Raw genomic sequence first — 24,508 nt, forward strand, 5'->3', positions numbered from 1 at the left:
GGAACTGGCGCCGCGCGGCATCCGTACGAACGTCATCCACCCCGGATACATCGAGACCCCCTGATGGCGACGGCCAACCCGGTCTTCACACGGGCCGATCATGGACAGCCGCCATCTCGCACCACCGGTCGTGGCCAGGCTGGGCGAACTCGCCGGACGCGTCGTGGCCGGGCTCGCCGACTTCGCGGGCGTGGAGCAGGAACGGCCCCTGCTGTGGGACCTGCGCAACGCGCTCACCGTCGTCGAGACGCTCGCCCCCCACCTGCCCGACCAGGAACGGGCCGCCCGGGTGGTGCGCGCGTCCCGAGCCGCGCACACCCTGCTGGAGCCGTACGCGGACCGCCTGCCGGTGCAGGTGATCCACGGTGACGTCACCGACAACAACGTGGTCTGCGAACCGGGGCTGGACGGCCGCCGGATGCCGGTCGGCGTGATCGACTTCGGTGACCTCGGTCTCGGCTGGACGGTGGCCGAACTGGCGGTCACGTGCGCCTCCGTGCTCCATCATCACGGTGCCGTACCGGCGTCGGTACTGCCCGCCGTGCACGCCTTCCACGCGGTGCGACCTCTCGCGAACGAGGAAGTGGACGCGCTGTGGCCGCTGGTCGTGCTGCGGACCTCCGTCATGGTGGTGAGCGGCCAGTACGACACGCTGCTGGACCCCGGCAACAGTTACGCCTCGGTGGCGCTGGACCGCGAGTGGGCGATGTTCGAGGCCGCGGTGTCCGTCCCGGCCGAGGTGATGACGGCCCAGCTGCGGCACACCCTCGGCCGCCCGTCGGCGCAGCTCCTGCCGGTGGCCGAACATACGCTGCTGCCCGGCCTGCCGGACGACGTGGCGAGCCTCGACCTGTCCGTGTCGAGCGAGGAGCTGCACACGGGACGCTGGCTGGCGCCCGACGCCGAAACCGCCCTGGCCCGAGCCGCCCTCACGGCCGGACACACTGCGGTACGGACCAGACACGGCGAATACCGGCTGACCCGCACCACCGTCGACGACTTTGCCCCCGCCGCGACCTGCGCACTCGGCGTGGAGCTCCACCTCGCCGGTCCGGCGGAGATACGGGCACCCTGGGCGGGCACGGTCACCCGGCACGGCGACACCGGCGTGACGCTGCACACCGGAGGCCTGGACCTGCTGCTGGACGGCGTCGACGCAGAGGTCCAGCCGGGCCCCGTCGTCTCCGGGCAGCAGCTCGGGACGGTGGCCGCCCGCGAGGGCGTACCGGTGCTGGGCGTCCAGCTCTTCCGACCGTGCGCCACCGGGGGCCGACCGCCACGGTTCGCGCCGCCGGACCTGGCCGCCGGATGGCTGGAGGTGTGCCCCGACCCGACCCGCCTCTTCCTCACCCCTGACGCCCCTGACGCGCCGTCCTCCGCGCCCGACGACGCGCCGCTCTCCGCCCGCGACGCCCAGCAGGCCGTCACGGAAACGGAGTTGCTGGAGCGGCGCGAACACTCCTTCGCCACCGTCCAGGAGCACTACTTCGATACGCCGCCCCAGATCGAACGCGGCTGGCGGCACCACCTTGTGGACACCCGGGGCCGCGGCTACCTCGACATGCTGAACAACGTGACCATCCTCGGCCACGGCCACCCCGGGCTCGGCGACGCCGTACACCGGCAGTGGCAGCGGCTGAACACCAACTCCCGTTTCCACTACGCCTCGGTGGTCGAGCTCTCCGAGCGGCTCACCGGACTCCTCCCGGCCGAGCTGGACACCGTGTTCCTGGTCAACAGCGGTTCCGAGGCCGTGGACCTCGCGCTCCGGCTCGCCTGGGCGGCGACCGGACGACAGGACGTGGTCGCGGTCGAGGAGGCGTACCACGGCTGGACCTACGCGAGCGATGCGGTGTCGACCTCGATCGCCGACAACCCGAACGCCCTCGCCTCAAGGCCGCCGTGGGTGCACACCGTCGCGGCACCCAACTCCTACCGGGGCCGCCACCGGGGACCGCAGTCGCGGCGGTACGCCCCCGAAGCCGCCGCGAGGATCCGTGAACTGGCCGAGCAGGGGCGCCCCTTGGCTGCCTTCGTGTGCGAGCCGTACTACGGCAACGCGGGCGGCATGGCCCTCCCCGACGGCTATCTCCGGCAGGTGTACGAGGCCACCCGCGACGTCGGAGGGCTGTGCGTCGCCGACGAGGTCCAGGTCGGTTACGGCCGGCTCGGCTCGCACTTCTGGGGTTTCGAACAGCAGGGCGTGGTGCCGGACATCGTGACCGTCGCCAAGGCGATGGGCAACGGGCATCCGCTGGGCGCCGTGATCGCCCGGCGCGAGATCGCCGACGCCTACCGTACGCAGGGCTACTTCTTCTCTTCCGCGGGCGGCAGCCCGGTCAGTTCGGTGGTCGGGCTCACCGTCCTGGACGCACTGCGCGACGAGGACCTTCAGACCAACGCCCGCGAGATCGGCACCTACCTGAAGGACCGGCTCCTCGAACTGGCCGAGCGTCACCCGCTGATCGGGGCGGTGCACGGCTCGGGGCTGTATCTGGGCGTCGAGTTCGTCCGGGACCGCGAGAGCCTGGAGCCGGCGACCGAGGAGACGGCCGCGATCTGCGACCGGCTCCGGGAACTCGGCGTGATCGTCCAGCCGACCTCGGACCGGCAGTGCGTGCTGAAGATCAAGCCGCCGCTGTGTCTGACCCGGCGGAGCGCCGACGTGTTCGCCGACGCCCTGGACGACGTACTGACGCACGGCTGGTGACGCGGGAGATGCCGACCCCAGGATCCAAGGCCGTGCCGCCGCCCCGCCCCGGTACCCCGCCCACGATCGCCGACGTGGCGCGCGTGGCCGCGGTCTCCAAGACCACGGCCTCGGACGCCCTGCGCGGTCACGGCCGGGTGTCGGGACCTACTCGGGAGGCCGTGCTGGAGGCGGCCCGGCGACTGGGCTACGCGCCCAACCGCAGTGCCCGCAGCCTGCGCACCTCCGTCACGGACACCGTCGCGCTCTACTTCCCGGAGTTCCTGACCAGCGCCGAGTACTCCATGGCGTTCGTGTTCGGAGTGGCCGAGCGGGCCGCGGGTGCGGGCCTGAACGTCACCCTGCTGTCCTCCGGCCATGTGCCGCAGCACGGCACGACGCCGCCCCAGGTGGACGGGCTGGTGCTGTGCGACCCGGCCCCCGAGGACCCGGTGGTCCGGCACCTGATGAACACCGGGCTGCCGGTCGTGACGGCCGAGCGGTACGCCGGTGACCAGCAGCCGACCGGGGTGGTCCGCTCCGACCACGAGGCGTCGATGACCGAACTGCTGGACCATCTGCGCGACTCCGGTGCCCGGCGGCCCGCGCTCATCGCCTCCGAAGCCACCTCCGACTGGTCCCTCACCCTCCGACGGACCCACGCCCGCTGGTGCGCCGACCACGGCGTTCCCCTCGTCCTGCGCAAAGCGCCCGTCGGCGCCACCCCCGAGGTACTGCGGGGTATCGCGCGGGACCTGCTCGCCACGGAACCCGGGACCGACGCCGTCGTGTGCGCTCCCGACGGCGCCGCCGCGGCCGTGCTGCCCGAACTGCGTGCGGCAGGCCGCACCGTGGGCGGGGACCTGCTGCTGGCATCCTGCGTGGACTGCTCGGCGATGCGGACGGCGGAGCCGCCGATCACCGCGATCGACCTGCGCCCCCGCTCGATGGGAGCCGAATGCGCCCGCCTGCTCTGCGAGATCCTGTCCGGCCGGACGTCACCGGGAACCGTGCGCACCCTGCCCGTCGCACTGAATGTCAGGGCATCGACCCGCGCCTAGCGAGGCGGCGCTCGGCGCACTCACTGCCTCAGCTCTCCGCCCATGGCCGTTACTTGGAGGTCGGTGCGACCGCGGCGAGGAGAAGCCGGTCGGATATGGGGTTCGGGCGTCCGTTGTCGGACGACGTGGTGGAGATGGAGTAGACGCCCCGCAGGGAGAGGTCCCGGGTGGCGAACATTCCGTTGGCGTAGCCGTAGTCGTGTCCGGTCTTGCCCCAGAGCATGGTGCCGTCCGGCAGCGGGACGGACATCAGGCCGAGTCCGAAGCAGGCAGGGCCTGGCTTGCCGTCCGGAGAAAGGCAGTTGGAGGCGTCGGCGTACGGAACCACCTTGTCGTCTTCGTCCCTGGGGAGGGTGAACATCTCTTCGAGCTGGGCGGTCGGCAACAGTCGGCCCTGGAAGAGCGCGGTGATGAACCGGTCCAGGTCGGAAGGGGTGGAGATCATGTTGGACGGATCGCCGCCCTGTTCGCTGACGTCGACCGGCTCGCCCGCGCTGTTGATGAGGTATCCGTGCAGGTAGGGCCGGGGCATCCGGGGGTCGTCCTGTGGCACCGACGTCCGGTCGAGGCGCAGTGGTCGCAGGATGCGGGCGGTGACCTCGTTCTTGAAGCTGTGCCCGGTGATCCGCTCGATCAGCTTCCCGGCGATCCGGAAGCCGAGCGAGTTGTACTCCTTCGCGAGTCTGCTGTGGCAGACGAGGTTTCTGCTCTCTTCCCCGAAGACGCCGCCAACCAGTGCCGGATGCCGTTGGCGGCGGGGTTCAGCCGCTTTCCCGGTAGTTCATGAACCAGTGGGTGTCGAAATAGCGGGCCATCGTGTACGGGTGGTGCGGGTCGACGAGGATGCGGCAGACGAACTCGGCGGCCCGGCAGTCGAAGAGGAGGTCCTCGCCGTCGAAGGACCGGACCACGACGGGCCAACGGTCGGGGTCGTCACCGTCCGCCCTCCAGCAGTACAGGTCCTCGTGCTCCGTTCCCGCCCAGATGAGCAGCCCGTCCTCGCTGAGACCCGTCCACGGCTCCTGGTTCAGGTCCAGGAAACCGTCGAAGGCGCCTTCGCCGAACGTCTCGACCATGCGCTTGTAGTCGCTCGGCACCGCGGTGTCCAGGCGCGACTCCACCTCCGCCCAGTCCACGTCCGGCCGCTGGGCGGGCTGTGTCCAGCCGGTGATCCGTATGAGCCGCTGCACCCAGTCGACGTCCTCGTCCGGAGCGACCGCCAAGGGTTCGGGCACCTCCCTGTGAGCGACCACCAGCACCGGCCGCTCGGCCCCCTCTGCGTCCCGCGCCGTACCCGCGCCGACCCACTGATCCCCGTACGCCCACGCCCGTATCGTCACGCCCCGGTCCTCGAAGGGGACGAGGAGAGCCGCGCCCCTGGACTCGTCGACCGTCGGATCGGTAAAGCCGTCGAGGACGAGGGTGCGCGGGGCGCCGTACCTGCTGCCGAGCAGGTCGGTCAGGCCCTGCGGATCCAGGTCTCTGGGCAGGTACGTGTAGCCGTCCCCCGGGCCGAGTCGGGCCAGCAGGTCGTTGACGGTCGCTTGCGTGAGCTCCATGGCGGACAGTGAAGCGCACCGCACTGACAATGGACGTGCTCACAGGCGTATCTGACGTCAAATCGGGAGGTGTTGAACCCCACCCGAGGAGACCGCTACTGGACGTGGTCATGGTCAACGGGATCGCGGATTTGCTCATACGCTGCTAATGAGCCGCCTTCATTGCTGACGAAGTCGCGGATCCTAGAGCTCCCTCAGGGGCTCTCAGCGATCCTGGGAGAGGGTGAGCAGTCCGGCGAACACACCCTCGGCGTCGGCGAGTTCGAGGATGGCGTGCTCGCCGCGGGCGTCCATCTGAGAGGTGGGCTCGTCCAGGATCAGCAGGTCCGGCCGCCGGTACAAGGCGCGCGAGCACACCAGGCGCTGCCACTGCCCGCCGGACAGCTCGGTTCCGCCGAACAGTTCCCGAGCCGGCAGCGTGTCCAGCCGGTGCGGAAGCCCTTCGACCGGCTCCCGCATGCCGACGGCGTCCAGGGCCTGCCGGACCAGGGTGTCGTCGCGAGTGCGCGGCTGGCCCAGAGTGACGTTCTCGCGGACCCGGAGCGGCCGTTCGGCGAACTTCTGCGGCACCGGTCCGCAGCGCTGCCACACCTGGTCGGGATCGAGTCCGGCGAAGTCGGCGCCGTTCCAGGTGACGTGCCCCGCTGCGTATGGCCTGAACGTGGTCGACGTCCGTGGGGCGAGCGGGGCGGGTCGGTTCATGCCGGTCGTACGAGTCCGGTGTCATAGGCGAAGATCACGGCCTGGACGCGGTCCCGGGCGTCGATCTTGGTGAGGGATGCGGCTGATGTGGGATTTGACGGTGGACTCGGCGAGGTGGAGGCGTTCGGCGATTTCGGCGTTCGTCCAGCCGGAGGCGATGGCGGTGAGGACTTCGCGTTCGCGCCCGGTGAGGTCGGCGAACTGCTTCTGCTGCCCGGGGGAGTGGCCGGGGAGGCGGTCGCCGAAGGTGTCGATGAGTTTGCGGGTGAGGCCGGGGGAGATGACGGCGTCCCCGGCGGCCACCGCGCGGACGCCGGCGACCAGTTCGTCGGGCTGGGCGTCCTTGAGCAGGAAGCCGCTGGCTCCGGCGCGCAGGGCGTCGTAGGCGTACTCGTCAACATCGAAGGTGGTCAGGACGAGGATGCGGGAGCGTCCGCCGGACTCGATGATGCGGCGGGTGGCCTCGATGCCGTCCATGCCGGGCATGCGTACGTCCATCAGGACGACGTCGGGGCGGAGCTCGGCGGTCATGCGGACGGCTTCGGTGCCGTTGGTGGCCTCGCCGACGACGGCCATGTCGGACTGGGCCTCCAGGAGCATGCTGAAACCCATGCGCTGCAGGGCCTGGTCGTCGACGATGAGGACGGTGGTCATGAGGGGTGCTTCTCCGGGGAGTTGGGGGAGGGCGGGTTGGGGACGAGGAACGCGCGCACGGTCCATCCGCCGCGGACATTGGGGCCTGCGGTGACATTGCCCTGGTAGAGGGCGGCGCGTTCGCGCATGCCGACCAGGCCACGGCCGCTTCCGGTACGGGGACGGCCTGCCTTCGGGATCCGGGCCGGGCCCGTGTCCTCGACGGCGACGTGGACGGCGTCCGGGCCGACAGTGAGGGACACCCGGACCGAGGTGGCGGAGGCGGCGTACTTGACGGTGTTGGTGAGGGCTTCCTGAATGATGCGGTAGACGGAGAGCTGGAGGCCCGGAGGCAGGCCGGTGAGATAGCCGTCGGTGTCCAGGGTGACGGAGGGACCGGCGGCGCGGACGCGTTCGAGCAGGGCGTCGAGGTCGGTCACGCCGGGCTGTGGAGCCAGCCGGGCGTCGTGCGGGCGGTCGTTGTCGTCGTCGATGACGGCGAGCAGGCGGCGCAGTTCGGCCAGAGCGTCGCGCCCGCTGTCGCTGATGATGCGGAGTGTCTGGGCGCCGCGTTCGGGTTTGGTCTCGGAGAGGGCCGCGGCGCCGTCGGCGAGGCCGACGATGACGGAGAGGGTGTGGCCGAGGATGTCGTGCATCTCGCGGGAGACGCGGGCGCGCTCCTGCGCGGTGGCGAGGCGGGCCTGCTGGTCGCGTTGCTTCTTCAGGGCGTCGACGTAGGCGCTGGCCAGTCTGCTGAGCAGACCCAGCGCCGCGAACGCCGCCATGGCGGTCATCGCCAACAGGGTGACGACCTCCGGCCGCGGGCGTCGACGACCACGGTCAGCGGGCCCTTGAAGCCCGGTCCGAAACCCTTGCTCAGAGTGTCGTAGGCGAGGCGCTGGGTGCTGGCGGGGGGCTTCATGGAGTCGTCGGGCAGGGTCAGGCGCAGCGACATGGCGCGGACGGCCAGCAGTCCGAGGCCGATCACCGAGACGGCCAGGACCTTGACCGGGTTGCGGGTGACGAACTGCGCCCATCGACTCGCCCTCGCCGCGCTCCAGCGCCTTCATACGGCGGGTCAGCAGCTTGGCCTTCATGATCCGCATTCCGGCGAAGCCGAGCAGGGCCGGCAGCAGGGTCAGCGCGATCACCACGGCGACGGCGACGGCGAAGGCGGAGCCCAGGCCCATGGAGGTGAGCATCTGGATGCCTATGACGCTCAGGCCGGCCAGCGCGATGATCACGGTCAGGCCCGCGAAGACGACAGCGGATCCGGCGGTGCCCAGTGCTCGTCCGCAGGCCTCTTCCGGGTCGTGGCCGTCGCGGATCTCGTTGCGGTAGCGGGAGACGATGAACAGGGCGTAGTCGATGGCGACGGCCAGGCCCAGCATCAGCGCCAGGGTGGACGCCTGGGAGGCGATGTCGAAGAACCGGGTGGCGATGGTGATCGACAGGACTGCCGCGCCCACGCCGAGGATCGCGGTGAGCAGGGGCAGGCCGGCGGCGATCATCGAGCCGAAGGTGATCACCAGGACGACGGCGGCGACGCCGATCCCGATCAGTTCGGCCGCCTTGCTGGCGGCCTTGTCCGCGATGGCGTCGCCGCCCAGGCTCACCGTGATGCCGGCCTTCTCGCCCTGCTCGACCACGGCGGTCTGGACGTTGTGCGCGGCGTCACTGATGTCGGCCTGGGCGACCTTGTAGGTCACTCCGGCGTAGCCGATGGTGCCGGACTTGCTGACCTGGCCGCTGGTGAAGGGGTCGGAGACGCTCGACACCTGCGGCGACTTCTTCACCTGCGCCACCAGGGACTCGACCTCGGCTTTGTTGGCGCCGGAGGTCAGTTTCTGCCCGTCGGGTGCTTCGAAGACGATTCGCGCGGAGGCGCCGCCCGCGGAGGCCTGCGGGAACTCCTTGCCCAGCAGGTCGATGGCTTTCTGGGACTGGGTGCCGGGCAGCGTGAAGCTGTCCGAGGTGGAGCCGGTGGAACTCATGGCGCCGATGCCTACGGCGGCCAGGACGGCGATCCACAACATGAGGACGAGGCGTCGTCGCCGGAAGGCGAACCGTCCCAGTCGATAGAGAAAGGTGGCCACGGATAACTCCCACCAGGAGAAGAGATCATTGCGTGAACTGGGGCCCGATCGACCCGTGATCTCAAGCTAGGAGCGGTTTTCCGTGATCCCTGCCTCCTGTGGGACCCAATCCGACCTCTGCGGCCAGTACCGCGGGACTAATGCCTGTCATCCTCGCAGCGCGGCGGTCGACAACGCGCTGGTCAGCGAGGCAAGGCGAGCAGGACGCGCCCGCGCCCGCCCGCGTCGACCCGGTCGTGGGCCTTGGCGATGTCCTCCAGCGGGAAGCGGTCGCCCACGTCGACGGTGAGGGCACCGACGGCGGCCGCGGCGGTGAGGTCGCGGGCGGCCTGGCGTCTGGCGGCGGCGGGGAAGTCGTCGCTGCCGAGCAGGCGGAGGGTGACGTTGTTGAAGAGCAGCGGCCAGAAGGGGAGGTCGGTGCGATCGGTGTGGGTGCCGTAGGCGGCGATGACGGCGTCGAGCGCGGCGACTGCGGTGTCGAGGTCGGCGTTGGCGGACAGGGACACCTCGATGACGCGGTGGACGCCTCCGGGCGCGTACGAGCGGATGTCCGCCGCCGGATGGGTGGAGTCGAGGGCGACGGCATGGGAGACGACGGCCGGGTCGACGTGGTCCAGGTCGCCGCCGCGCCGGACGGTGCCGATGACGGTGGCGCCGCCCCAGCAGGCCAGTTGGGCGGCCAGGGAGCCGACGCCGCCGAGCACGCCGTGCACGAGGACGATCCGGCCGTCGACCGGGCCGTCGGCGAACACGGCGCGGTGGGCGGTGATTCCGGGGATGCCCAGGCTCGCGCCGAGTTCGTCGCTGAGGTGGTCGGGGAGCCGTACGGCCTGATCATCGAGTACGACGGTGTACTGGGCGGCGGTGCCGAGGGGCCGGTAGGACTGGGCGCCGTAGACCCATACCCGCTCTCCCACGCGGTGGGCGTCGACCCCGTCGCCCACTCCGTCGATGACCCCGGCGGCGTCGCTGTGCGGGACGACCCTCGGGTAGGGCATCGAGGAGCCGAGCCAGCCGCGCCGCTTCTTGGTGTCGCCGGGATTGACACCCGACACGCTCACGCGGACCCGCACCTCACCCGGACCGGGCCGGGGGTCGGGCAGTTCGCCTACGTGCAGGACGTCGGCGGCGGGGCCCTGTCGGTCGTACCAGGACGCGAGCATGGAAGTACCTCCGGTGTCGTTCAGGAGTTCTAGGGGTTCTCGGGTGCTTCCTCGCCCAGGACCTCGCGGAGCCAGGCCCGTTCGGCGCGGCTGGTCGCGCGAGCGGTGAGGAGCATGCCGCGCCGGTAGGGGTCGGCGACCTCCTCGGCGCGTACAGGCCGGTCACCGTCGTAGAAGAAGCTCGCCGGCTCCTCCAGGAACGCGAGGCGCCGACGCAGCACCGCGTGCTGCTCGGTGACGTCGGGCAGCTGCGAGAGGAAGGACAGCACGGTGTGGAACCGGGTGAAGTCGGTGATCTCGTGGTCGGCCGGCTTGCGCAGGCGGTCGAGCATCTCGGCGCGGCCGGCCTCGGTGAGGCTGAGCACGTAGCGGGCGCCGCCCGCGCGCGGGTCGGCCCGCCGTTCCAGCAGGCCCGCCTTGGCGAGGCGGTTGATGGCCGGGTAGAGGCTGCCGTCACTGACCGGGCGGGTATAGCCGGTCAGGTCGGAGACGCGGCGGCGCAGCTCATGACCCGGCAAGGGGCCTTCGGCCAGGAAGCCCATGATCGCGAGTTCCAGCATGACGCCATCCTCTCACGGGGCGCATCGAATCGATATTCACATCGAAACGATGTTACGGTCCCTGGGCGGCTCCCCTCGTAGCCGCTGATCCTCCCGAGAGCCGGAACCATGGAAATTCGCCCCCCTTCCTCTGCAACCACTTCCAACCCACCGGTGACGTCCTCGGTCCTGTCGCGCGAGCCCGGCCGCGCGGCCGGGCTGCCGCGTGCCTCCATGGCGGTGGCGGCGTTCTCGACGGTGGTCGAGTGGTACGACTTCACGCTGTACCTGTTCATGACCACCGTGCTGTCCCGGGTGTTCTTCGGCTCGGGGGCCTCGTCCGTCCTCACGACGCTCGCGGTCTTCGCCATCGCCTACGTGATGCGCCCGCTCGGCGCGCTGGTGTTCGGTCATGTCGGGGACCGGCTGGGGCGCCGCAAGGTCCTGCTGGCCTCGATGTCGGTGATGACCGTGGCCATGCTGGTCACGGCCCTCCTGCCCACCCGCCAGCAGATCGGCCCCACCGCGGGCGTACTGCTGTTGCTGCTGCGCTGTGTCATGGGCTTCTCGGTGGGCGGCGAGTACACCGGCGTCATGACCTACCTCGTCGAAGGAGCCCCACCCCGGCGGCGCGGACTGGTGGCGTCCCTGGCCTCCGCCGCCAGCGAGGTCGGCGCGCTGCTCGCCGTCGGCATGGCCGCGCTGACCACCGCGCTGACGAGCGGTCCGGCACTGGACTCCTGGGGCTGGCGCATCCCGTTCCTCTTCGGTGCTCTGCTCGCGGCCGGTACCCTGATCGCCCGCTCCACCATGCAGGAGTCCCCGGCGTTCGAGGAGATCCAGCAAGCAGGTGCCGCCGACCGTGCTCCGCTCCGGCGGATGCTGCGCACCGGGCGCCCGGCCCTGTACCGGACGTTCACGATCTCCGCGCTCGGCTCCATCACCTACTACGTGGGCATCACCTACGTCCCCACGTACCTGACGTCCGTGGGCGGCTTCGCGGAGAGCGACGCGCTGTGGCTGGCGACCATCGCCTCCGCCGCTGTCATCGTCATCACGCCCTTCGCCGGTGCGATGGCCGACCGCATCGGACGTCGGCCCACGCTCGTGGTGTTCGGCATCCTGTCCTTGGTCCTGCCGATCGCGATGTTCGCGTTCATGACCCGCGGTCAGTCCGCGCTCGCCCTCACCGGAGCGGTGGTCCTCGCCCTCGTGGCGGGCGGTGTCGGTGCCGTGGGCGCCTCCTCAGCCCCGGAGCAGTTCCCGATCGCCGGCAGGCTCAGCGGGCTGGCCGTGGCCACGGTGGCCACCACGATCTTCGGCGGCCTGACCCCGTATGTCTCCCAGGCCCTGATCGACAGCACCGGATGGCGCCTCGTTCCCGGGGTCATGGTGGCCCTCGTGGCCCTCGTGGCGCTGCCGATTCTGTGGCGCCTGCCGGAGACGGCACCGGCGCGCCTCGGCACCGTCGAAGGTTCGGCCCGGTACGACACACACGAATGCATGCACATTCACGTAAGCCGCACGCACTTGCGCCGCGCTTCTGCCCCGCCTGATCAAGGGCCGCACCCGCGGGCCGGTGTTCGTCACCCACCGCAAGCCGGGCCCCGGCAAGGTCGTCAGCCCGCGCGACGTCTGCCCGGACACCGGACTCGCGCGGCTGTCGTACGGGCAGGCTCGCGCCATGCTCGACGCTCATACGGCACTCGCCGGCGTGCAGGGCGCGGGCTGGGACCTGCACGAATGGCGCCACTCCGGGCTCACTCATCTCGGCGAGGCCGGAGCCAGCCTGCCGATGCTTATGGCCAAGTCACGGCACAAGAAACCGGAGAACGTACGGCGTTATTTCCACCCCTCGGCGGAGGCAATCGCCGAGGTCACCAGCTTGCTTGCCCCTGGAGACAGTCGGCGCTGACCTCGTCAGCGGCAGTCAAGTTGAGCTTCGGTGAAGATCCGACTGGACCTCGGTCAGTCGATGCCTTCGACGATGCGGAAGTCGCGCTCGACGCCGTCGGAGAGGGCGACCAGCGCCTCCTGGTAGGCCGCACTCTCGTGCGCCGCGACGGCCTGCTCGAAGCTGTCGAACTCGACCAGGACGGTGCGCTCGGCGATTCCGGCGTCATGCGCCACGACCCGACCGCCACGGACGAGGGTCCGACCGCCCCCGGCCGCGACGGCCGGAGCGGCCAGCTTGTTGTAAGCAGCCAGCTTCTCAGGGTCTGAAATGGTGCGGTAGACGCTGACCCAGTAGCCCTTGGGCATGGAACCTCCAGTGTTGGGATGAGTGCATCTGACTTACGGGTTGGTCTCGGACGAGCGTCGGCGGGCGAGAGCGAGGCTTGTCAGCGTCGTGATCGCCATGGCGCCGATGCCGACCAGCGCCGCGGTGGTGTAGGCGCTGTCGTCGGGGAAGAGGTGGCCGGGGCCGGTGCCCGCGGCGAGGATCAGGCCGCCGGTGGCGCTGCCCAGGGAGTACCCGACGCTGCGGACGACGTAGTTGAAGCTCATGGCGCTCGACGTCTCGCTCTTGGGGGTGACGGCCAGGATGACGCCGGGCATCGCGGCCGAGAAGCCGCCGACGCCGAAGCCGAGCACGCCCATCGCCGCGAACAGTTCGGCCAGGTCCGACCGGGCCGCCGCGAACAGGGCGAACCCGCCGCCGACCACGACGGCGCTGCCGGCCAGGAGCAGGGGGTCGGCGATCCGCGTCCGGACCCGCGGCGTGAGCTTGCCGGCGACGAACCCCAGCACCGAGAACGGGATGAGGACCAGCCCGGCGACGAAGGTCGTCAGCCCGAAGCCGTAGCCGGCGCCGTGCGGCGTCTGCGCGTACCGGGTGATGAGCGTGAGCAGGAGGTACATGCCGATCCCGCCGACGAACATGGCGAGGTTCGCCCCGGCGACCGCCGGGTGCCGCACCGCCCGCACATCGACCAGGGGCGTCGTGCTGCGCAGCTCGATGACGGCCCAGACGCAGAGCAGCACCACCGCGACGACGGCGAGGCCCGCCGCCACGGCGAGGTGCCGGCTCCACAGATTCCGTTCGCCGGCGAGGAACAGCACCAGGAGCAGCGCAGCGGCCAGGACGACCGCGCCTGCCACGTCCACGTGGGCGGAGCGGCCTTCGGGGGCTTCGGGCACGGAGCGCCACGCGGTCAGGAGGGCGGCGGCGGTGACGACCAGGCCGAGGCCGTAGGCGGCCCGTACCCCGCCGAGCTCGGCGAGCAGTGCGGCCAGCGGGTAGCCGACGCCGGCCCCGATGATCGAGACCACCGAGATCAGGGCGATCACGGCCGCGCTGCGCTCCTCGGGGAGGTGGTCCCGGGCCACGCCCATCATCAGCGCCGTCAGCCCGAGCCCGACGCCCTGGGCCGCCCTGCCGGCCAGCAGCCACGCGAACGGCAGCGGCAGCACGGTGAGCGCGCTGCCGGCGACGACGACCGCCAGCGTGGCGAGGACCGTGGCCCGCCGGTGCGGGCCGGCTCCGAGCCGCCCCAGGACCGGCGTGGCGACGGCGCCGCTGAGCAGCGCGACGGTCAGCGTCCACTGCGCGCTGCCGAGCGAGACGTGGAACGAGGTGGCCACGCTGGTGATGAGCGGCGTCCCGAGGCTGGCGACCGCCGCCACGACCAGAGCGATGAACATCAAGGCGGGGACCAGCAGCCGCGCCTCGGAACGCGCCACCGGGAACGCCTTCACCGCGACCCCGCCGACCGGCTGCCCGGTCACTGCTTCGGCCCTTCGCGGTCCTGGCTTTCGAGCTCTGCCAGATGCTTCAGCGCCGGAAGGGCCGCCACCAGCGCCTCGACCTCGTCGCCGGTGAGCTCACCGATCAACCGCTCGAACGCGTGAACGCCCGCCTGGCGTCGCGTCCGGACATAGGAGGCGCCGGTCTCGGTCAGGCACACCAGCGTGACCCGCTTGTCGGACGCGTCGCCCCGCCGCTCGACCAGGCCGGACTCCTCCATCACCCGGACCAGGGCGGTCATCGCGGGCTGGGTGACGCCCTCGACCGAGGCCAGATCGGTGATGCGCCGCGGGCCGGTCCGGTCCAGGGTGGCCAGGGTGGCGGCGGACGTCAGGCTCATGTCCCGGGGCAGGCGTCTCGCGGCCCTGGTGGCCAGGCCGTAGAGGGCTGCCCCGATGGCGGCGGACGCGCCAGGAGCGGTGTCTTGACGACTCATGCTCGAAGCATAGCATTTTTATATTCATAGTTTATGGAAATGCTCCACTGGCGCGGACGTCCACGGTCGAAGCTGCCTGGCCACCCCATCCGCGGTGGGGCGCGGCGGATTCGGGAGTACCGGCCCGGCGGGACGCACGCACCCCCGGGGTCGTGCGCCGTGCGAGGGCATCAATGTGTATCAGCGGGCCGGCTTCTGCGCTTCGCCCCGGGCGTGCGATGCGGTGGTGGGGGTGCCGTTCCAGCTGGCGAGTATGCCGAGGGCTTCGGCGGAGGGGGAGGCGGGTTCGGGGGTCAGGATGACGAGGGACTGGTCCGGGTCGCCCTCGACGGCCAGGGTCACGTAGTCGAGGGTGAGCTCGCCGACGAGCGGATGGACCAGGTGTTTGGTGCCGGTGGCGTGGGCGAGGACGTCGTGGTCGGCCCACATGCGGCGGAAGGTGTCGCTGTGCAGGGACAGCTCACCGATCAGTTCGGTGAGCTCGGGGTCGTCGGTGTGACGCCCGGCGTACAGGTGGAGGGTGGCCACGCACTCGCTGGCGGCCTTCTCCCAGTCGGCGTACAGCGCGTGGGCGGCCTCGTCGAGGAAAACGTAGCGGGCGAAGTTGCGGTCGCGGCGGGGGAGGGCCTCGAAGTCGGCGAAGATGCTGTAGCCGAGGCGGTTGGCGGCCAGGACGTCCATGCGGCGCCCCATGACCATCGCGGGGACGGTGAGCGCGTCCAGGGCACGGTACACGGTGGGGTTCACCCGTTGCGGAGTGAGCGGCCGCTTGGAGCGACGGCGGGCGGTGCTGGGCTGGGCGAGGTCGAAGAGGTGGGCACGTTCGGCGTCGTCTAGATGCAGGGCGCGGGCGACGGCGTCCAGGACGGTCTCGGAGACGCCCTGGGTGCGGCCGCGTTCCAGGCGGACGTAGTAGTCGACGCTGACCCCGGCGAGCTGGGCGACTTCCTCGCGGCGCAGCCCCGGCACCCGGCGGGCGCCCGGGTGCGGGGGCAGCCCGGCCTGTTCGGGGGTGATCCGGGCCCGGCGGGTGCGCAGGAACTCGCGGATCTCGGTGCTGCGGTCCATGCGTCCACCGTACGGCGGCCCCGGGCCGGTCGGGGTCCTGGAAGGGGGTACTGCCGGACCCCCGGAAGAGGGGTGCCCTTTACGGGCGCCCGGCTGGGGCCTGCGGGTGGTTGTCTGGATAGCGGGTTCACTGCACCGCGCTGACCATGGCAATCGCAGACCGGATCCCGTCAGTCACCGGCCGTGAGGCGCCGCTCCCGCACTGGGTGCGAGATCGCCCTGGGCACCGGGACCCCCTGGAAACCGAGGAACGGAGCTTTCTGATGGAGCACATCTCTCTGGGCGCGCTGGACGTCTCCCGGATCGGTCTGGGCGCTATGTCGATGTCCGGCTTCTACAACGTCGGACAGGGCAGCGACGCCGAGTCCATCCGCACCATCCACCGGGCACTCGACCTGGGCGTCACGTTCCTCGACACCGCCGAGGTCTACGGCCCCTTCACCAACGAGGAACTGGTCGGCCAGGCCCTCAAGGACCGCCGCGATCAGGTCGTGCTGGCAACCAAGTTCGGCCTGGTCCAACACTCCGACGGCGGCGCCCGCGGTCTCGACAGCAGCCCGGCGAACATCCGCACCGCTGTCGAGGGCTCCCTGAAGCGGCTCGGCACCGACCACATCGACCTGTACTACCAGCACCGGGTCGACCCGAACACGCCGATCGAGGACACCATCGGCGCCGTTGCCGAGCTGGTCACCGAGGGAAAGGTTCGGCACATCGGCCTGTCCGAGGCCAGCCCCGCCACGATCCGCCGCGCCCACGCCGTCCACCCCGTCACCGCCCTGCAGACCGAGTACTCCTTGTGGACCCGGGACGTGGAGGCGGAGATCCTGCCGCTGCTGCGTGAGCTGAACATCGGCTTCGTCCCGTACTCGCCGCTCGGTCACGGCTTCCTCACCGGGCAGATCCGCTCCACCGACGACATCGCCGACGACGACTGGCGCAAGACCAACCCGCGCTTCACCGGCGAGAACTTCCAGCGCAACCTGAGCATCGTCGACGAGGTCAAGGCTGTGGCCGCCGAGGCCGACGCCACACCGGCACAGATCGCCCTGGCCTGGCTCCTCGCGCAGGGCGACGACATCGCCCCGATCCCCGGCACCAAGCGGGTCGCCCGCGTCGAGGAGAACACCGCCGCCGACGCCATCGAGCTCAGCACCCAGCAGCTCGAACGGCTCAACAACCTCACCCCGGCCGCCGGTGAGCGCCACGAGCAAAGCGTCATGGCCTCAATCGACCTCTGAGCGCCCGCACACCGGGGGCGGCGCCCGCCTCGATCAGCAGCGCGCCCGCCCCTCCGCGTCCACAAGACCTCCGCCACGAAATGCCGCGGGCGGACAAAACCGACCGGGTGCCGGATACGGCACCCGAAAAGGAATCCCTCATGAGCAAGGTCATTTTCGTCACCGGTGCCGGCCGCGGCCTGGGCACCTACATCGCCCGCGAAGCCCTCGCCGCCGGCCACCAGGTCGTCGCCACCGGCCGCCGCCCCGAAGAGGTCGAGAAGACCCTTGGCGGGCCGCAGCACAACCTGCTGGTCACCAAGCTCGACATCACCAGCCTGGAAGACGCCCAAGCCGCCGCCCAGGCCACCATCGACCGCTTCGGCCGCATCGACGTCCTGATCAACAACGCCGGGAACTTCTTCGCCGGCTACTTCGAAGAGATCACCCCCGCACAGATGCGCCAGCAGTTCGAGACCAACCTCTTCGGACCGATGAACGTCACCCGCGCCTTCCTGCCCCTCATGCGGGGACAGCGCGCCGGCCACGTCATCACCCTCTCCTCCTCCGCCGGGCTGATCGGCCAGGAGTTCTGCGTCGCCTACGCCGCCTCCAAGTTCGCCGTCGAGGGCTGGATGGAATCCCTGCGCTACGACGTCGAGCCGTACAACATCCACACCACGGTCGTGGAGCCCGGCTTCTTCCGCACCGAACTGCTCGTGGACGCCTCCACCACCTGGCCCGAGCCGACCATCGACGACTACGCCGAACGCACCACCGCGACCATCGCGGCCTGGAAGAGCATGAACGGCCAGCAGTCCGGCGACCCCGCCAAGCTCGCCCACGCCCTCCTGACCATCGCCGACCAGGACAAGCCGCCGCTGCGCTTCGTCGCAGGCGCCGACGCCATCGAAGGCGTCACGGCCAAAGCCCAGGAACTCCTCGCCCAGACCGAAGCCTCCCGTGAACTCGGCGGCAACCTCGGCTACGACGGCACCTTCTCGGCCTGATACGGATGCGGCGGCACCTTACGCCCCGCCGCAGAGCTTGCCCTTTCCGTAGGGGTTCCGAAGCTGTCCTGAGCAACTCGACAACCTTCATTCCGACAAGTGACTTGCCTAATGAAGTTCCTGGAAGTCGCCGTGCACGTATCCGCGGGGCAACGGGCCCAGCCGCGTCACCTCGGCGGCATGGCGTCGTACGGTCTCCCGTTCCCGCTCGCCGATCAGGTCTTCGGCACCCTCCAGGTGCCGTTCGGCGCTGTGGACCGCACGGGCTGCTTCGGCTGCCGCTTCGGCGTAGTCCTGGGGCTGAGATCGCGCGGGCCGCCGGGGAAGCGGCTCAGCCAGGCACCGGCCGGCCGGTGCCGGGCCGCCGTGGAAGCGGCTCAGCCAGGTACCGGCCGGCCGGTGCACGGCGCGCTGCCGCGCCGGAGTCAGCGGGAGCGACGTCAGTCCCCGCCTGGATACGGCGGTCAGGAGCAGTGCCCCTGCCGCTGGGGTTCGTCACCACGAGCCGAGGCACCGACCCCCGCCCCAACGCGGGGGCGGTCTGCCGGTAGGCACGCGTCTCGCGGGCGAAGAACTTCGGGTTCTTTACCGACCAGTGTGGCGTTCGGATCGTCTGTGACCTGCGTCGAGGCGTCGCGTAGGCGTCCAGGACGTTGTCCGGAGCCATCCCGTTGTCAGACCCTCGCCATATGTTGTCCCGGTGATTCATGATGCGTTTGACCACCGGGTGGTAGAGGCCGCAGTAGCTGATGTCCGGCTGGCAAGAATGGAGTTCGACGGCGCGGGCCAGTGGCTCACGGCCACTGGCCAGGAGCCTTCGGAGCCTCTTGCCGCGGAGGTGTGGGTCTTCGACGAAGATCTCGCTCAGGTACTGCTGGTTCATCACCGGTGGCGGGGTTTGGTCCCGCCGGGCGGGCGCGTCGAGCCCGGGGAAACACCCCGAGAGGGGGCACGCCGCGAGCTCTTCGAGGAGACCGGCGTCGAGGCGGAGCTGCTGCCGGAACCTGCCGCGGCCACGGTGCGCTCCTATCGCCGGGAGTGGCCGGCGACTCTTGGGCTGTCGTTCGTCGCGATCGTGGATGCTGCAACGCCGTTGGCCGCAGAGAGTGGACAGCCAGCGGCGTGGACGTCCTTGGATGAGAACTGGGCCAGTTACTTCCCCGAGGACGCGTCGCGCGTCCGTCAGCACGCGCGATGGCTGCGTGAGGTCTCCGCTCGTTGATCCGCGGCGTCCTTCACTCGGCGGTCCGGGGTGCTCGGCCATTTTCACGGAGACGTGGCCCAGACAGCGTTTGACGTGGGTGAGGTTGGCGCCGTTGCGCAGGAGGTTCGTCGCCAGCGTGTGGCGGGCCTGGTGCGGGACGCAGTGCGTGATGTCGAGGGTGTTCACCCAGGCGCGGAAGTTCTTGGTGAACCAGCCGTGGCTGGCTCCCTTGAGCAGGTCCCGGTTGGTGTGGCGGCGAGGGAACAGAGCGATCTGCAGCCGCTCTTGAGGCGTGGGGACTCTGCCGTATCGCTGGACGAACCGGGCGATCGTCTTGCTCTGGCGCTGTTCGAGCAGTTCGTAGAGGCGCTCGGGGATGCGGATGGCCTGGTCGTAGTTGCCCACCTTGGTCTGGTCGTGCCAGAACACCGGCAGTCTGTTGAGGCGGCCGAGGCATTCGAGTCGAACGTCGAGGACTTCGCCGCAGCGGCGGCCGGTGACAACGAGTGCCTCCCAGATGTCACGCAGTCCGCGGTCTTCGTAGTTCCGCGCTCCAAGGTCGGTCAGGTTCTCTTCGGCAGCCAGGGCCCGCGCGGCGTCATCGGGAAAGGGGCGGCGGCGTACTCCTGGTGCGTGGAAGGTGGGCAGGGCGACGATGAAGGCTCGGTCCAGGCCGATCGTCTCTGCTGTCCCCGACTCCAGGGCATCGCGGGGCAGGCGCCGTGCGGCATTGAAGGTCCTGGACAGTGCGTTCTTGGTGACGATGGTGGGCTTCTTGGCCGCGTTGCCCCGGTTGGAGCTCTGGGCATAGATCGACAGCGCCGGCAGGCCGTTCTCGGCGCGGTGGCGCTGATCGGCGACGAAGTCGACCATGTGGTCGCGCGTGAGCAAGCAGGGGGCGTGGCCACCACGGGGAGCCTGTGCCTCCAGGTAGGCACTGAGCTCGGAGACGGCGCGCCGCAGGGCGTCGAACCCGCCTCGGCTGCGGGGCGGGTCGCTGAGCAGCCGGTCGGCCATCGACTTCCAGGTCATGTCGCGCAGCCAACGCCGCGAGATGGACGTCAGGTCGAAGTGGCTCCGGCTTCCCCGCAGGCGGACACCGAAGTGCTCCGTCTCGAGGAACCCTGCGTCCTTGGTGTCCTGGCGGGAGAAGTAGACCAGCTGCAGTTGGGCGGCCATCTCGCGGCCGACCTGATGGACGAGGGGTTTGCTCTTGACCGAGTCGAGGTCCAAGTCGGCCAGAGAGGCCAGCTCATGGAGACGGCAGTGATCGGTGAGGTACTGAACCCAGGTCAGCGACCCAGGGCGGCTTCGCCGCCCGCCGTGGGGCAGGTAAATGGGCGCGTCGAACACCCCGTAGCCCTTGATCAACACCGCGTCGCGGGGCGACAACGCAGGAGGCGAGGTCAGCTACCTGCGGTTTTGCCCATACGGGTCGGTATTTACGCGTCAGAAGCCAGCTGCGGCCCTGCGTGTATCCCTGAGCGTGGCGGAACATCGCCCGCTTGATCTCCGCCTTCAGCAGCGGAGGCAGACCCAGCAGCGAGAGCTTTCCGTTGACCCGGTTCGCCGGTCCGCACTTCCAGCACCAGCGGCGGAAGGCAGTCTTGTCGGTGTAGGCGACGGTGATGGTCTCACCGCGGTCCAGGCGCCGGGTCCAGCTCTGATGCAGCGAAGCGCCTCCGGGGCGGCCGTGCTGCTTGTAGCGCGAAAGGTGGCTCGCGCACAGCCCGAGCGCATGCGCGGCAAGGTCGGGGCAGGCCACGACCAGGCACTCGCCGAAGGACGGGAACGGCTTCTCGCCGGCCAGCCACTCGTTGTAGTCCATCTCCTTCCCGTGGTTCTCGCGCCAGTACTTGCTGATCAACCTCCAGCGACGGGCGTGGAGTTGACACAGGCACGAGGACTTCCATGCCGGTAGATGCGGGCAGATCAGGCACGGCGACGGCACCGACCACGAGGCCCGCTCCTGTGGTTCGGCACTCTTGAGGAAGTCGGTGACGCTCACCCCGTCGGCGCGCATCTTGATCCACTGGCGGCGCTGCACGTAGCAGTAATCCTTGGCCGGCTCCTGGGGCTTCTCGCAGTCCGGGACGCCGCACGACCAGCGGAAGTGCGGATGGTCGCCGGGCACCACGATGACATCGGGCCGGTGGAGCCGATCGAAGGACGGCGCGTCGATGAGCGCGGTCAGGATCTCCAGCCGGTCGCCTCTGGTGCGGTTCGCGGGCCCGCTCGTCGGCGCGGCGGGCAGGAGCTCCAGCACGGTCACGCGTCCTCACCCCAGACCGTGCTCAACGCGGCCTGGAACTCGGGAGAATGCAGGTCCGGATGCCCGTAGACCTCCTCGACCGTCTGCGCCGAGGCCCGGTTGCCAGCCTCCTTGGCGACCATCGTGTCGCCGCCGGAGGCGCCCAGGACGCCATTGGTGAAGGAGTGCCGGAAGGCGTGGGGCCTGATCCGGCCCGGCAGTTCGGCGCGGCGCCCGGCCCGCCGGAGCATGCCGCGGGCGGCGTCAGCGGTCCAGGACTCCCCGCGGCGCGGACCGGACAGCTGGATGAGCAGCATGCCGTGATCGGTGGCGCACTTCGCGTACTCACTGGTCATGTACGCGAAGTAGGCCCGGATCATGGCCGGGCTCACCCGCACGATCTCGCCGCCGGTGACGATGCCGTCGCGCAGCTACCAGTCCGCCTTGGTCTTGGCAGCGGTCCGGTTGGGGTTGCCCCAGCGGTGACACACGTGCAGGTGCGGACTCTTGCACTCCCCGCAGGCGGCGTTTGAACGAAGGTGCAGATCAACGAGGTGCAGGCCCGTCAGTCCGCCGATGCGCAGACTGGTGTCCCGACAGCCAGGTCACCACCAGTTTGTCGCGGGCGGTGTTCGCCACGTCCAGCAGCTCGGGGCGGGCCCCGTCGGGCAGCATCTTCGGGTGCCGACGGCGCGTACCCCGCCGCGGCGCCAGCGGATTGACCGGAAGCGACGTCTGACGATGCCCCAACAGGGCCCGATCGCGGTCCCGTTGCGTGGGCAGCCGACTTGCCTCAAGCGCAGTAGCCAACTCGGCGGTCACGCCGCTGCCGCACTGCAGCAGGTAGAACCCCTTCAGGCACGCGGCGGTGACCTCCAGGGCCGACGAGCCGTACGGCCGCTTGCCCGGCCGCCACGGCTGCCCGAACGGCATCGCCACCTTGGCCCTCACCGCCCCCATGTAGCGGTACAAGTCCTGCAGCGACACCGACGGCGTTGTCAGCCCCTCCCTCTTCCGCCACCGCAGGTGATCAACCAGGAAGTATGCGTACGTCCGCTCGGTGCCCCCGCCCTCGTACAGGCGCAGGAAGCGGTCCGGCTCCTCCTCCACCGAGCCATCGGCACGGAGGATCGTGTACGACCACCCGCCCCCAGCTCTCGGCATCTGCTGTACCCGAAAATCCTCCAGGACCATGACACTTCGCATCCGGTTACCTCCACGTCGACGTACGTGAAGGCGACAACCGGACCGACCGGTAAAGGGGAATGCGACGACGCCGAAGCCCCTCCGAACGAATGACACGGACGCACAAGAGGAGTTCGGTAAAGGTGTGGGCGTTGATCTTCACGAAATGACGGGCGCCATCGCCTTGGTGGGCCACTTCCCACACCCGGGACCCGGGGCGGGGGTGTGAGGCATCGCGTACGACGGTGAGTGGGCCGAGGACGCTCTCGGCCCACGCGTGCACGGTGTCGGGCAGTGTCTTCGAGTCGGTCATGCCCCCACCTCGGTGCCCCACATGAGGTATCCGCGACAGAGACGGCCACGGCGTCAACACCGTGCACGGCGGGCGTCACCACAGTCCGGGGCGCGGCGGCGGGCTGTTCGAAAGCGGGCTGGGCAAGGGCGGGAGCGGGATGGGATTCACGGTTCCTCCTACGGTGACGACGAACAGTGGGTGCCTCAAGAACGCACCTGATCAAGAAGCCGTCACGGGTGTAGGAGGGCGAATCTCCAGACGAAGGTTCGAGTGGTCGTGCTGGACCTAGGGGGCGTTGGGTGATGCGGTCGTGATGTGGTGTTCGATCCACTCGCCCGAGGTGAGTCACCCGATCGAGGGATTGCCCCGGTCGGGAACGTCACTTGCCGCTCGTGACCCGGGCGAGCCAGTCGATCAGGATGCGGTTGACGTCCTCGGGCCGTTCCTGCTGGATCCAGTGGCCGCAGTCGTCGAGGAGGTGGGAGGAGAGCAGACCCGGCAGGGTGGTGGGGTAGGCCGCGATCGCGTCGGCCAGCCAGGTGGTGGAGGCGTCCCGGCCGCCGCCGATGAACAGCGAGGGCTGGGCGATGGGCGCACCGTCGTGGTCGGCCAGGTCGTCCCAGTCCCGGTCCATGTTCCGGTAGCGGTTCAGGGCCCCGGTCATGCCGGTCCGCTCGAACTCTCCCGCGTAGAGATCGAGGTCGTGCTCGTCGAGCCAGTGGGGGAGCCGCCCCGCGGGAAAGCGGTCGCGCTGCGCGCCCCCGGGGCTCACGAAGTGCGGGTCCGGCGCGCCGGGTGCGGGCATGGTGTCGGCGGACAGCGCCGCGTACAGGCCCGCGAGCCAGCCGCGGACGTCGGGCTCGATCTCGGACTCGGCCCGGCCGGGCTCCTGGAAGTAGGAGACGTAGAACTCCTCGTCCCCGCCCATCTGCGCGAAGATCTCACTGGGACGCGGGCCGCCGCGCGGGGCGTAGGGCACGCTGAGCAGTCCGACCGCGCGGAACACGTCGGGGCGCACGAGGGCGGAGACGGCGGCGATGTTCGCACCCCAGTCGTGTCCGACGACGATCGCGGACTCCTCACCCAGGGCTTCCACCACGGCGACGTTGTCCTCCACCAGCTCGAGGATCCGGTACGCGGTCGGCGCCTCGGGCCTGGAGGAGAGGCCGTAGCCGCGGACGTCGATGGCGACCGCCCGGTAGCCGGCCGCGGCGAGTGCCGGAAGCTGGTGGCGCCAGGAGTACCAGGACTCCGGAAAACCGTGAACGAGCAGGACCAGTGGGCCGGTTCCCTGCTCCACCAGATGGGTCCGCCCGGCGGGCGAGGGGACAAGACGGTGGATGCGGTCTGCTGTGGACGGCTGCGGCACGGATCCTCCCAGAGAGCTCAACGTGTGGCCGGTGCGGCGAAGGGGCCGGAGCGACCCGTTCTCCATGCGGCCTCCGGTACTACCGACGATCATGCGGCGGTCGGTGTGGCGCTTGCCAAACCTGTTGCCGATTCGGCAAAACCGGCCCCGTGCTCACGAGGCGCGTCGGTGATCGGCCGAACGCGTCCTAGGTCCTGTCGTCAAATTCCCGTCGTCGCCCGGAGGGCGGCTCCGCGGCGTCAGGTGCGTGCTCTCGGCGTGCCGGGCCCTGACCCTCGTA

The 24,508-nt window shown here is 70.2% G+C and carries 18 protein-coding genes and 5 pseudogenes; 7 read left to right on the top strand and 16 right to left on the bottom strand.

Annotated features, from left to right (window positions below; translation table 11 throughout):
* Positions 1–100 precede the first annotated feature (100 nt).
* Both ABZ656_RS42640 and ABZ656_RS42645 read left to right on the top strand, forming a co-directional pair.
* On the top strand, positions 101–2,710 hold the full coding sequence (locus ABZ656_RS42640; protein WP_360275806.1) for an aminotransferase: 2,610 nt from the start codon (positions 101–103) through the stop codon (positions 2,708–2,710).
* 8 nt (positions 2,711–2,718) lie between these two features.
* A complete protein-coding gene (locus ABZ656_RS42645) occupies positions 2,719–3,750 on the top strand; it encodes a LacI family DNA-binding transcriptional regulator (RefSeq protein WP_101404021.1) in 1,032 nt (343 codons plus the stop codon).
* A 49-nt stretch (positions 3,751–3,799) separates the two neighbouring features.
* Here the strand turns inward: ABZ656_RS42645 and ABZ656_RS42650 are convergent, their stop codons facing one another.
* The 7 genes and pseudogenes from ABZ656_RS42650 to ABZ656_RS42680 form a co-directional block, all read right to left on the bottom strand.
* Positions 3,800–4,486: a serine hydrolase domain-containing protein gene (locus ABZ656_RS42650; RefSeq protein ID WP_360275836.1), complete on the bottom strand. Its 687-nt coding sequence runs from the start codon at positions 4,484–4,486 to the stop codon at positions 3,800–3,802.
* Between the two features lie 25 nt (positions 4,487–4,511).
* The gene (locus ABZ656_RS42655) at positions 4,512–5,309 is read right to left on the bottom strand and encodes an SMI1/KNR4 family protein (RefSeq protein WP_101402822.1); all 798 of its coding nucleotides are present in this window, start codon (positions 5,307–5,309) and stop codon (positions 4,512–4,514) included.
* A 204-nt stretch (positions 5,310–5,513) separates the two neighbouring features.
* Positions 5,514–5,951, bottom strand: a pseudogene (locus ABZ656_RS42660) (ATP-binding cassette domain-containing protein); the annotation flags it as partial.
* 56 nt (positions 5,952–6,007) lie between these two features.
* A pseudogene (locus tag ABZ656_RS42665) lies at positions 6,008–6,665 on the bottom strand (response regulator transcription factor).
* Positions 6,662–8,740, bottom strand: a complete 2,079-nt coding sequence (locus ABZ656_RS42670; protein ID WP_360275811.1) for an MMPL family transporter — start codon at positions 8,738–8,740, stop codon at positions 6,662–6,664. The pseudogene ABZ656_RS42665 and the gene ABZ656_RS42670 overlap by 4 nt, the downstream one beginning before the upstream one ends.
* Before the next feature lie 182 nt (positions 8,741–8,922).
* Positions 8,923–9,903 (bottom strand): NADPH:quinone reductase, encoded by a 981-nt coding sequence (locus ABZ656_RS42675; protein ID WP_360275813.1) that lies wholly within the window; start codon positions 9,901–9,903, stop codon positions 8,923–8,925.
* 29 nt (positions 9,904–9,932) lie between these two features.
* Positions 9,933–10,463: a PadR family transcriptional regulator gene (locus ABZ656_RS42680; protein WP_101402826.1), complete on the bottom strand. Its 531-nt coding sequence runs from the start codon at positions 10,461–10,463 to the stop codon at positions 9,933–9,935.
* A 213-nt stretch (positions 10,464–10,676) separates the two neighbouring features.
* Between ABZ656_RS42680 and ABZ656_RS42685 the strand changes: the two are divergent.
* Positions 10,677–11,894: pseudogene (locus ABZ656_RS42685) on the top strand (MFS transporter); the annotation flags it as partial.
* Between the two features lie 88 nt (positions 11,895–11,982).
* A pseudogene (locus tag ABZ656_RS42690) lies at positions 11,983–12,357 on the top strand (site-specific integrase); the annotation flags it as partial.
* Between the two features lie 53 nt (positions 12,358–12,410).
* Here the strand turns inward: ABZ656_RS42690 and ABZ656_RS42695 are convergent.
* The 4 genes from ABZ656_RS42695 to ABZ656_RS42710 form a co-directional block, all read right to left on the bottom strand.
* Positions 12,411–12,704, bottom strand: a complete 294-nt coding sequence (locus tag ABZ656_RS42695) for a DUF1330 domain-containing protein (RefSeq protein ID WP_360275816.1) — start codon at positions 12,702–12,704, stop codon at positions 12,411–12,413.
* A 33-nt stretch (positions 12,705–12,737) separates the two neighbouring features.
* Positions 12,738–14,171 (bottom strand): MFS transporter, encoded by a 1,434-nt coding sequence (locus tag ABZ656_RS42700; protein WP_360275819.1) that lies wholly within the window; start codon positions 14,169–14,171, stop codon positions 12,738–12,740.
* Positions 14,168–14,530, bottom strand: a complete 363-nt coding sequence (locus tag ABZ656_RS42705) for a MarR family transcriptional regulator (protein ID WP_101402829.1) — start codon at positions 14,528–14,530, stop codon at positions 14,168–14,170. Before ABZ656_RS42705 ends, ABZ656_RS42700 begins: the two co-directional genes overlap by 4 nt.
* Before the next feature lie 276 nt (positions 14,531–14,806).
* Entirely contained in the window at positions 14,807–15,694 is an 888-nt protein-coding gene (locus ABZ656_RS42710; protein WP_101402830.1) for a helix-turn-helix domain-containing protein, read from the bottom strand.
* Positions 15,695–15,957: 263 nt separating this feature from the next.
* Between ABZ656_RS42710 and ABZ656_RS42715 the strand changes: the two genes are divergently transcribed.
* From ABZ656_RS42715 to ABZ656_RS42725, 3 genes are all read left to right on the top strand, one after another.
* A complete protein-coding gene (locus ABZ656_RS42715; protein ID WP_101402831.1) occupies positions 15,958–16,935 on the top strand; it encodes an aldo/keto reductase in 978 nt (325 codons plus the stop codon).
* A gap of 140 nt (positions 16,936–17,075) precedes the next feature.
* The gene (locus ABZ656_RS42720) at positions 17,076–17,924 is read left to right on the top strand and encodes an SDR family oxidoreductase (protein WP_101402832.1); all 849 of its coding nucleotides are present in this window, start codon (positions 17,076–17,078) and stop codon (positions 17,922–17,924) included.
* Positions 17,925–18,690: 766 nt separating this feature from the next.
* Positions 18,691–19,146: an NUDIX hydrolase gene (locus ABZ656_RS42725; RefSeq protein ID WP_180362397.1), complete on the top strand. Its 456-nt coding sequence runs from the start codon at positions 18,691–18,693 to the stop codon at positions 19,144–19,146.
* A gap of 45 nt (positions 19,147–19,191) precedes the next feature.
* On the opposite strand, the pseudogene ABZ656_RS42730 reads toward ABZ656_RS42725, so the two are convergent.
* The 5 genes and pseudogenes from ABZ656_RS42730 to ABZ656_RS42750 all read right to left on the bottom strand — a co-directional run.
* Positions 19,192–20,307: pseudogene (locus tag ABZ656_RS42730) on the bottom strand (site-specific integrase); the annotation flags it as partial.
* Positions 20,308–20,380: 73 nt separating this feature from the next.
* A complete protein-coding gene (locus ABZ656_RS42735) occupies positions 20,381–21,400 on the bottom strand; it encodes a hypothetical protein (RefSeq protein WP_360275824.1) in 1,020 nt (339 codons plus the stop codon).
* On the bottom strand, positions 21,397–21,759 hold the full coding sequence (locus ABZ656_RS42740) for a tyrosine-type recombinase/integrase (RefSeq protein WP_360275827.1): 363 nt from the start codon (positions 21,757–21,759) through the stop codon (positions 21,397–21,399). Before ABZ656_RS42740 ends, ABZ656_RS42735 begins: the two co-directional genes overlap by 4 nt.
* A gap of 166 nt (positions 21,760–21,925) precedes the next feature.
* A complete protein-coding gene (locus ABZ656_RS42745) occupies positions 21,926–22,585 on the bottom strand; it encodes a hypothetical protein (RefSeq protein ID WP_360275830.1) in 660 nt (219 codons plus the stop codon).
* A 653-nt stretch (positions 22,586–23,238) separates the two neighbouring features.
* Positions 23,239–24,228, bottom strand: a complete 990-nt coding sequence (locus tag ABZ656_RS42750) for an alpha/beta hydrolase (RefSeq protein WP_360275833.1) — start codon at positions 24,226–24,228, stop codon at positions 23,239–23,241.
* Between the last annotated feature and the right edge of the window lie 280 nt (positions 24,229–24,508).

The sequence above is a fragment of the Streptomyces sp. NPDC007095 genome (genome assembly GCF_040634475.1).
In the GTDB taxonomy this organism is placed as follows: Bacteria; Actinomycetota; Actinomycetes; order Streptomycetales; family Streptomycetaceae; genus Streptomyces.

Excerpts from the sequence above, each read along its gene's own strand:
- ABZ656_RS42655 (WP_101402822.1), bottom strand. The coding sequence starts at position 5,309 with ATGGAGCTCACGCAAGCGACCGTCAACGACCTGCTGGCCCGACTCGGC.
- ABZ656_RS42715 (WP_101402831.1), top strand. The coding sequence starts at position 15,958 with ATGGAGCACATCTCTCTGGGCGCGCTGGACGTCTCCCGGATCGGTCTG.
- ABZ656_RS42675 (WP_360275813.1), bottom strand. The coding sequence starts at position 9,903 with ATGCTCGCGTCCTGGTACGACCGACAGGGCCCCGCCGCCGACGTCCTG.
- ABZ656_RS42710 (WP_101402830.1), bottom strand. The coding sequence starts at position 15,694 with ATGGACCGCAGCACCGAGATCCGCGAGTTCCTGCGCACCCGCCGGGCC.
- ABZ656_RS42705 (WP_101402829.1), bottom strand. The coding sequence starts at position 14,530 with ATGAGCCTGACGTCCGCCGCCACCCTGGCCACCCTGGACCGGACCGGC.
- ABZ656_RS42740 (WP_360275827.1), bottom strand. The coding sequence starts at position 21,759 with ATGATCCGGGCCTACTTCGCGTACATGACCAGTGAGTACGCGAAGTGC.
- ABZ656_RS42745 (WP_360275830.1), bottom strand. The coding sequence starts at position 22,585 with ATGCGAAGTGTCATGGTCCTGGAGGATTTTCGGGTACAGCAGATGCCG.
- ABZ656_RS42725 (WP_180362397.1), top strand. The coding sequence starts at position 18,691 with ATGGAGTTCGACGGCGCGGGCCAGTGGCTCACGGCCACTGGCCAGGAG.
- ABZ656_RS42695 (WP_360275816.1), bottom strand. The coding sequence starts at position 12,704 with ATGCCCAAGGGCTACTGGGTCAGCGTCTACCGCACCATTTCAGACCCT.
- ABZ656_RS42680 (WP_101402826.1), bottom strand. The coding sequence starts at position 10,463 with ATGCTGGAACTCGCGATCATGGGCTTCCTGGCCGAAGGCCCCTTGCCG.
- ABZ656_RS42720 (WP_101402832.1), top strand. The coding sequence starts at position 17,076 with ATGAGCAAGGTCATTTTCGTCACCGGTGCCGGCCGCGGCCTGGGCACC.
- ABZ656_RS42645 (WP_101404021.1), top strand. The coding sequence starts at position 2,719 with ATGCCGACCCCAGGATCCAAGGCCGTGCCGCCGCCCCGCCCCGGTACC.
- ABZ656_RS42640 (WP_360275806.1), top strand. The coding sequence starts at position 101 with ATGGACAGCCGCCATCTCGCACCACCGGTCGTGGCCAGGCTGGGCGAA.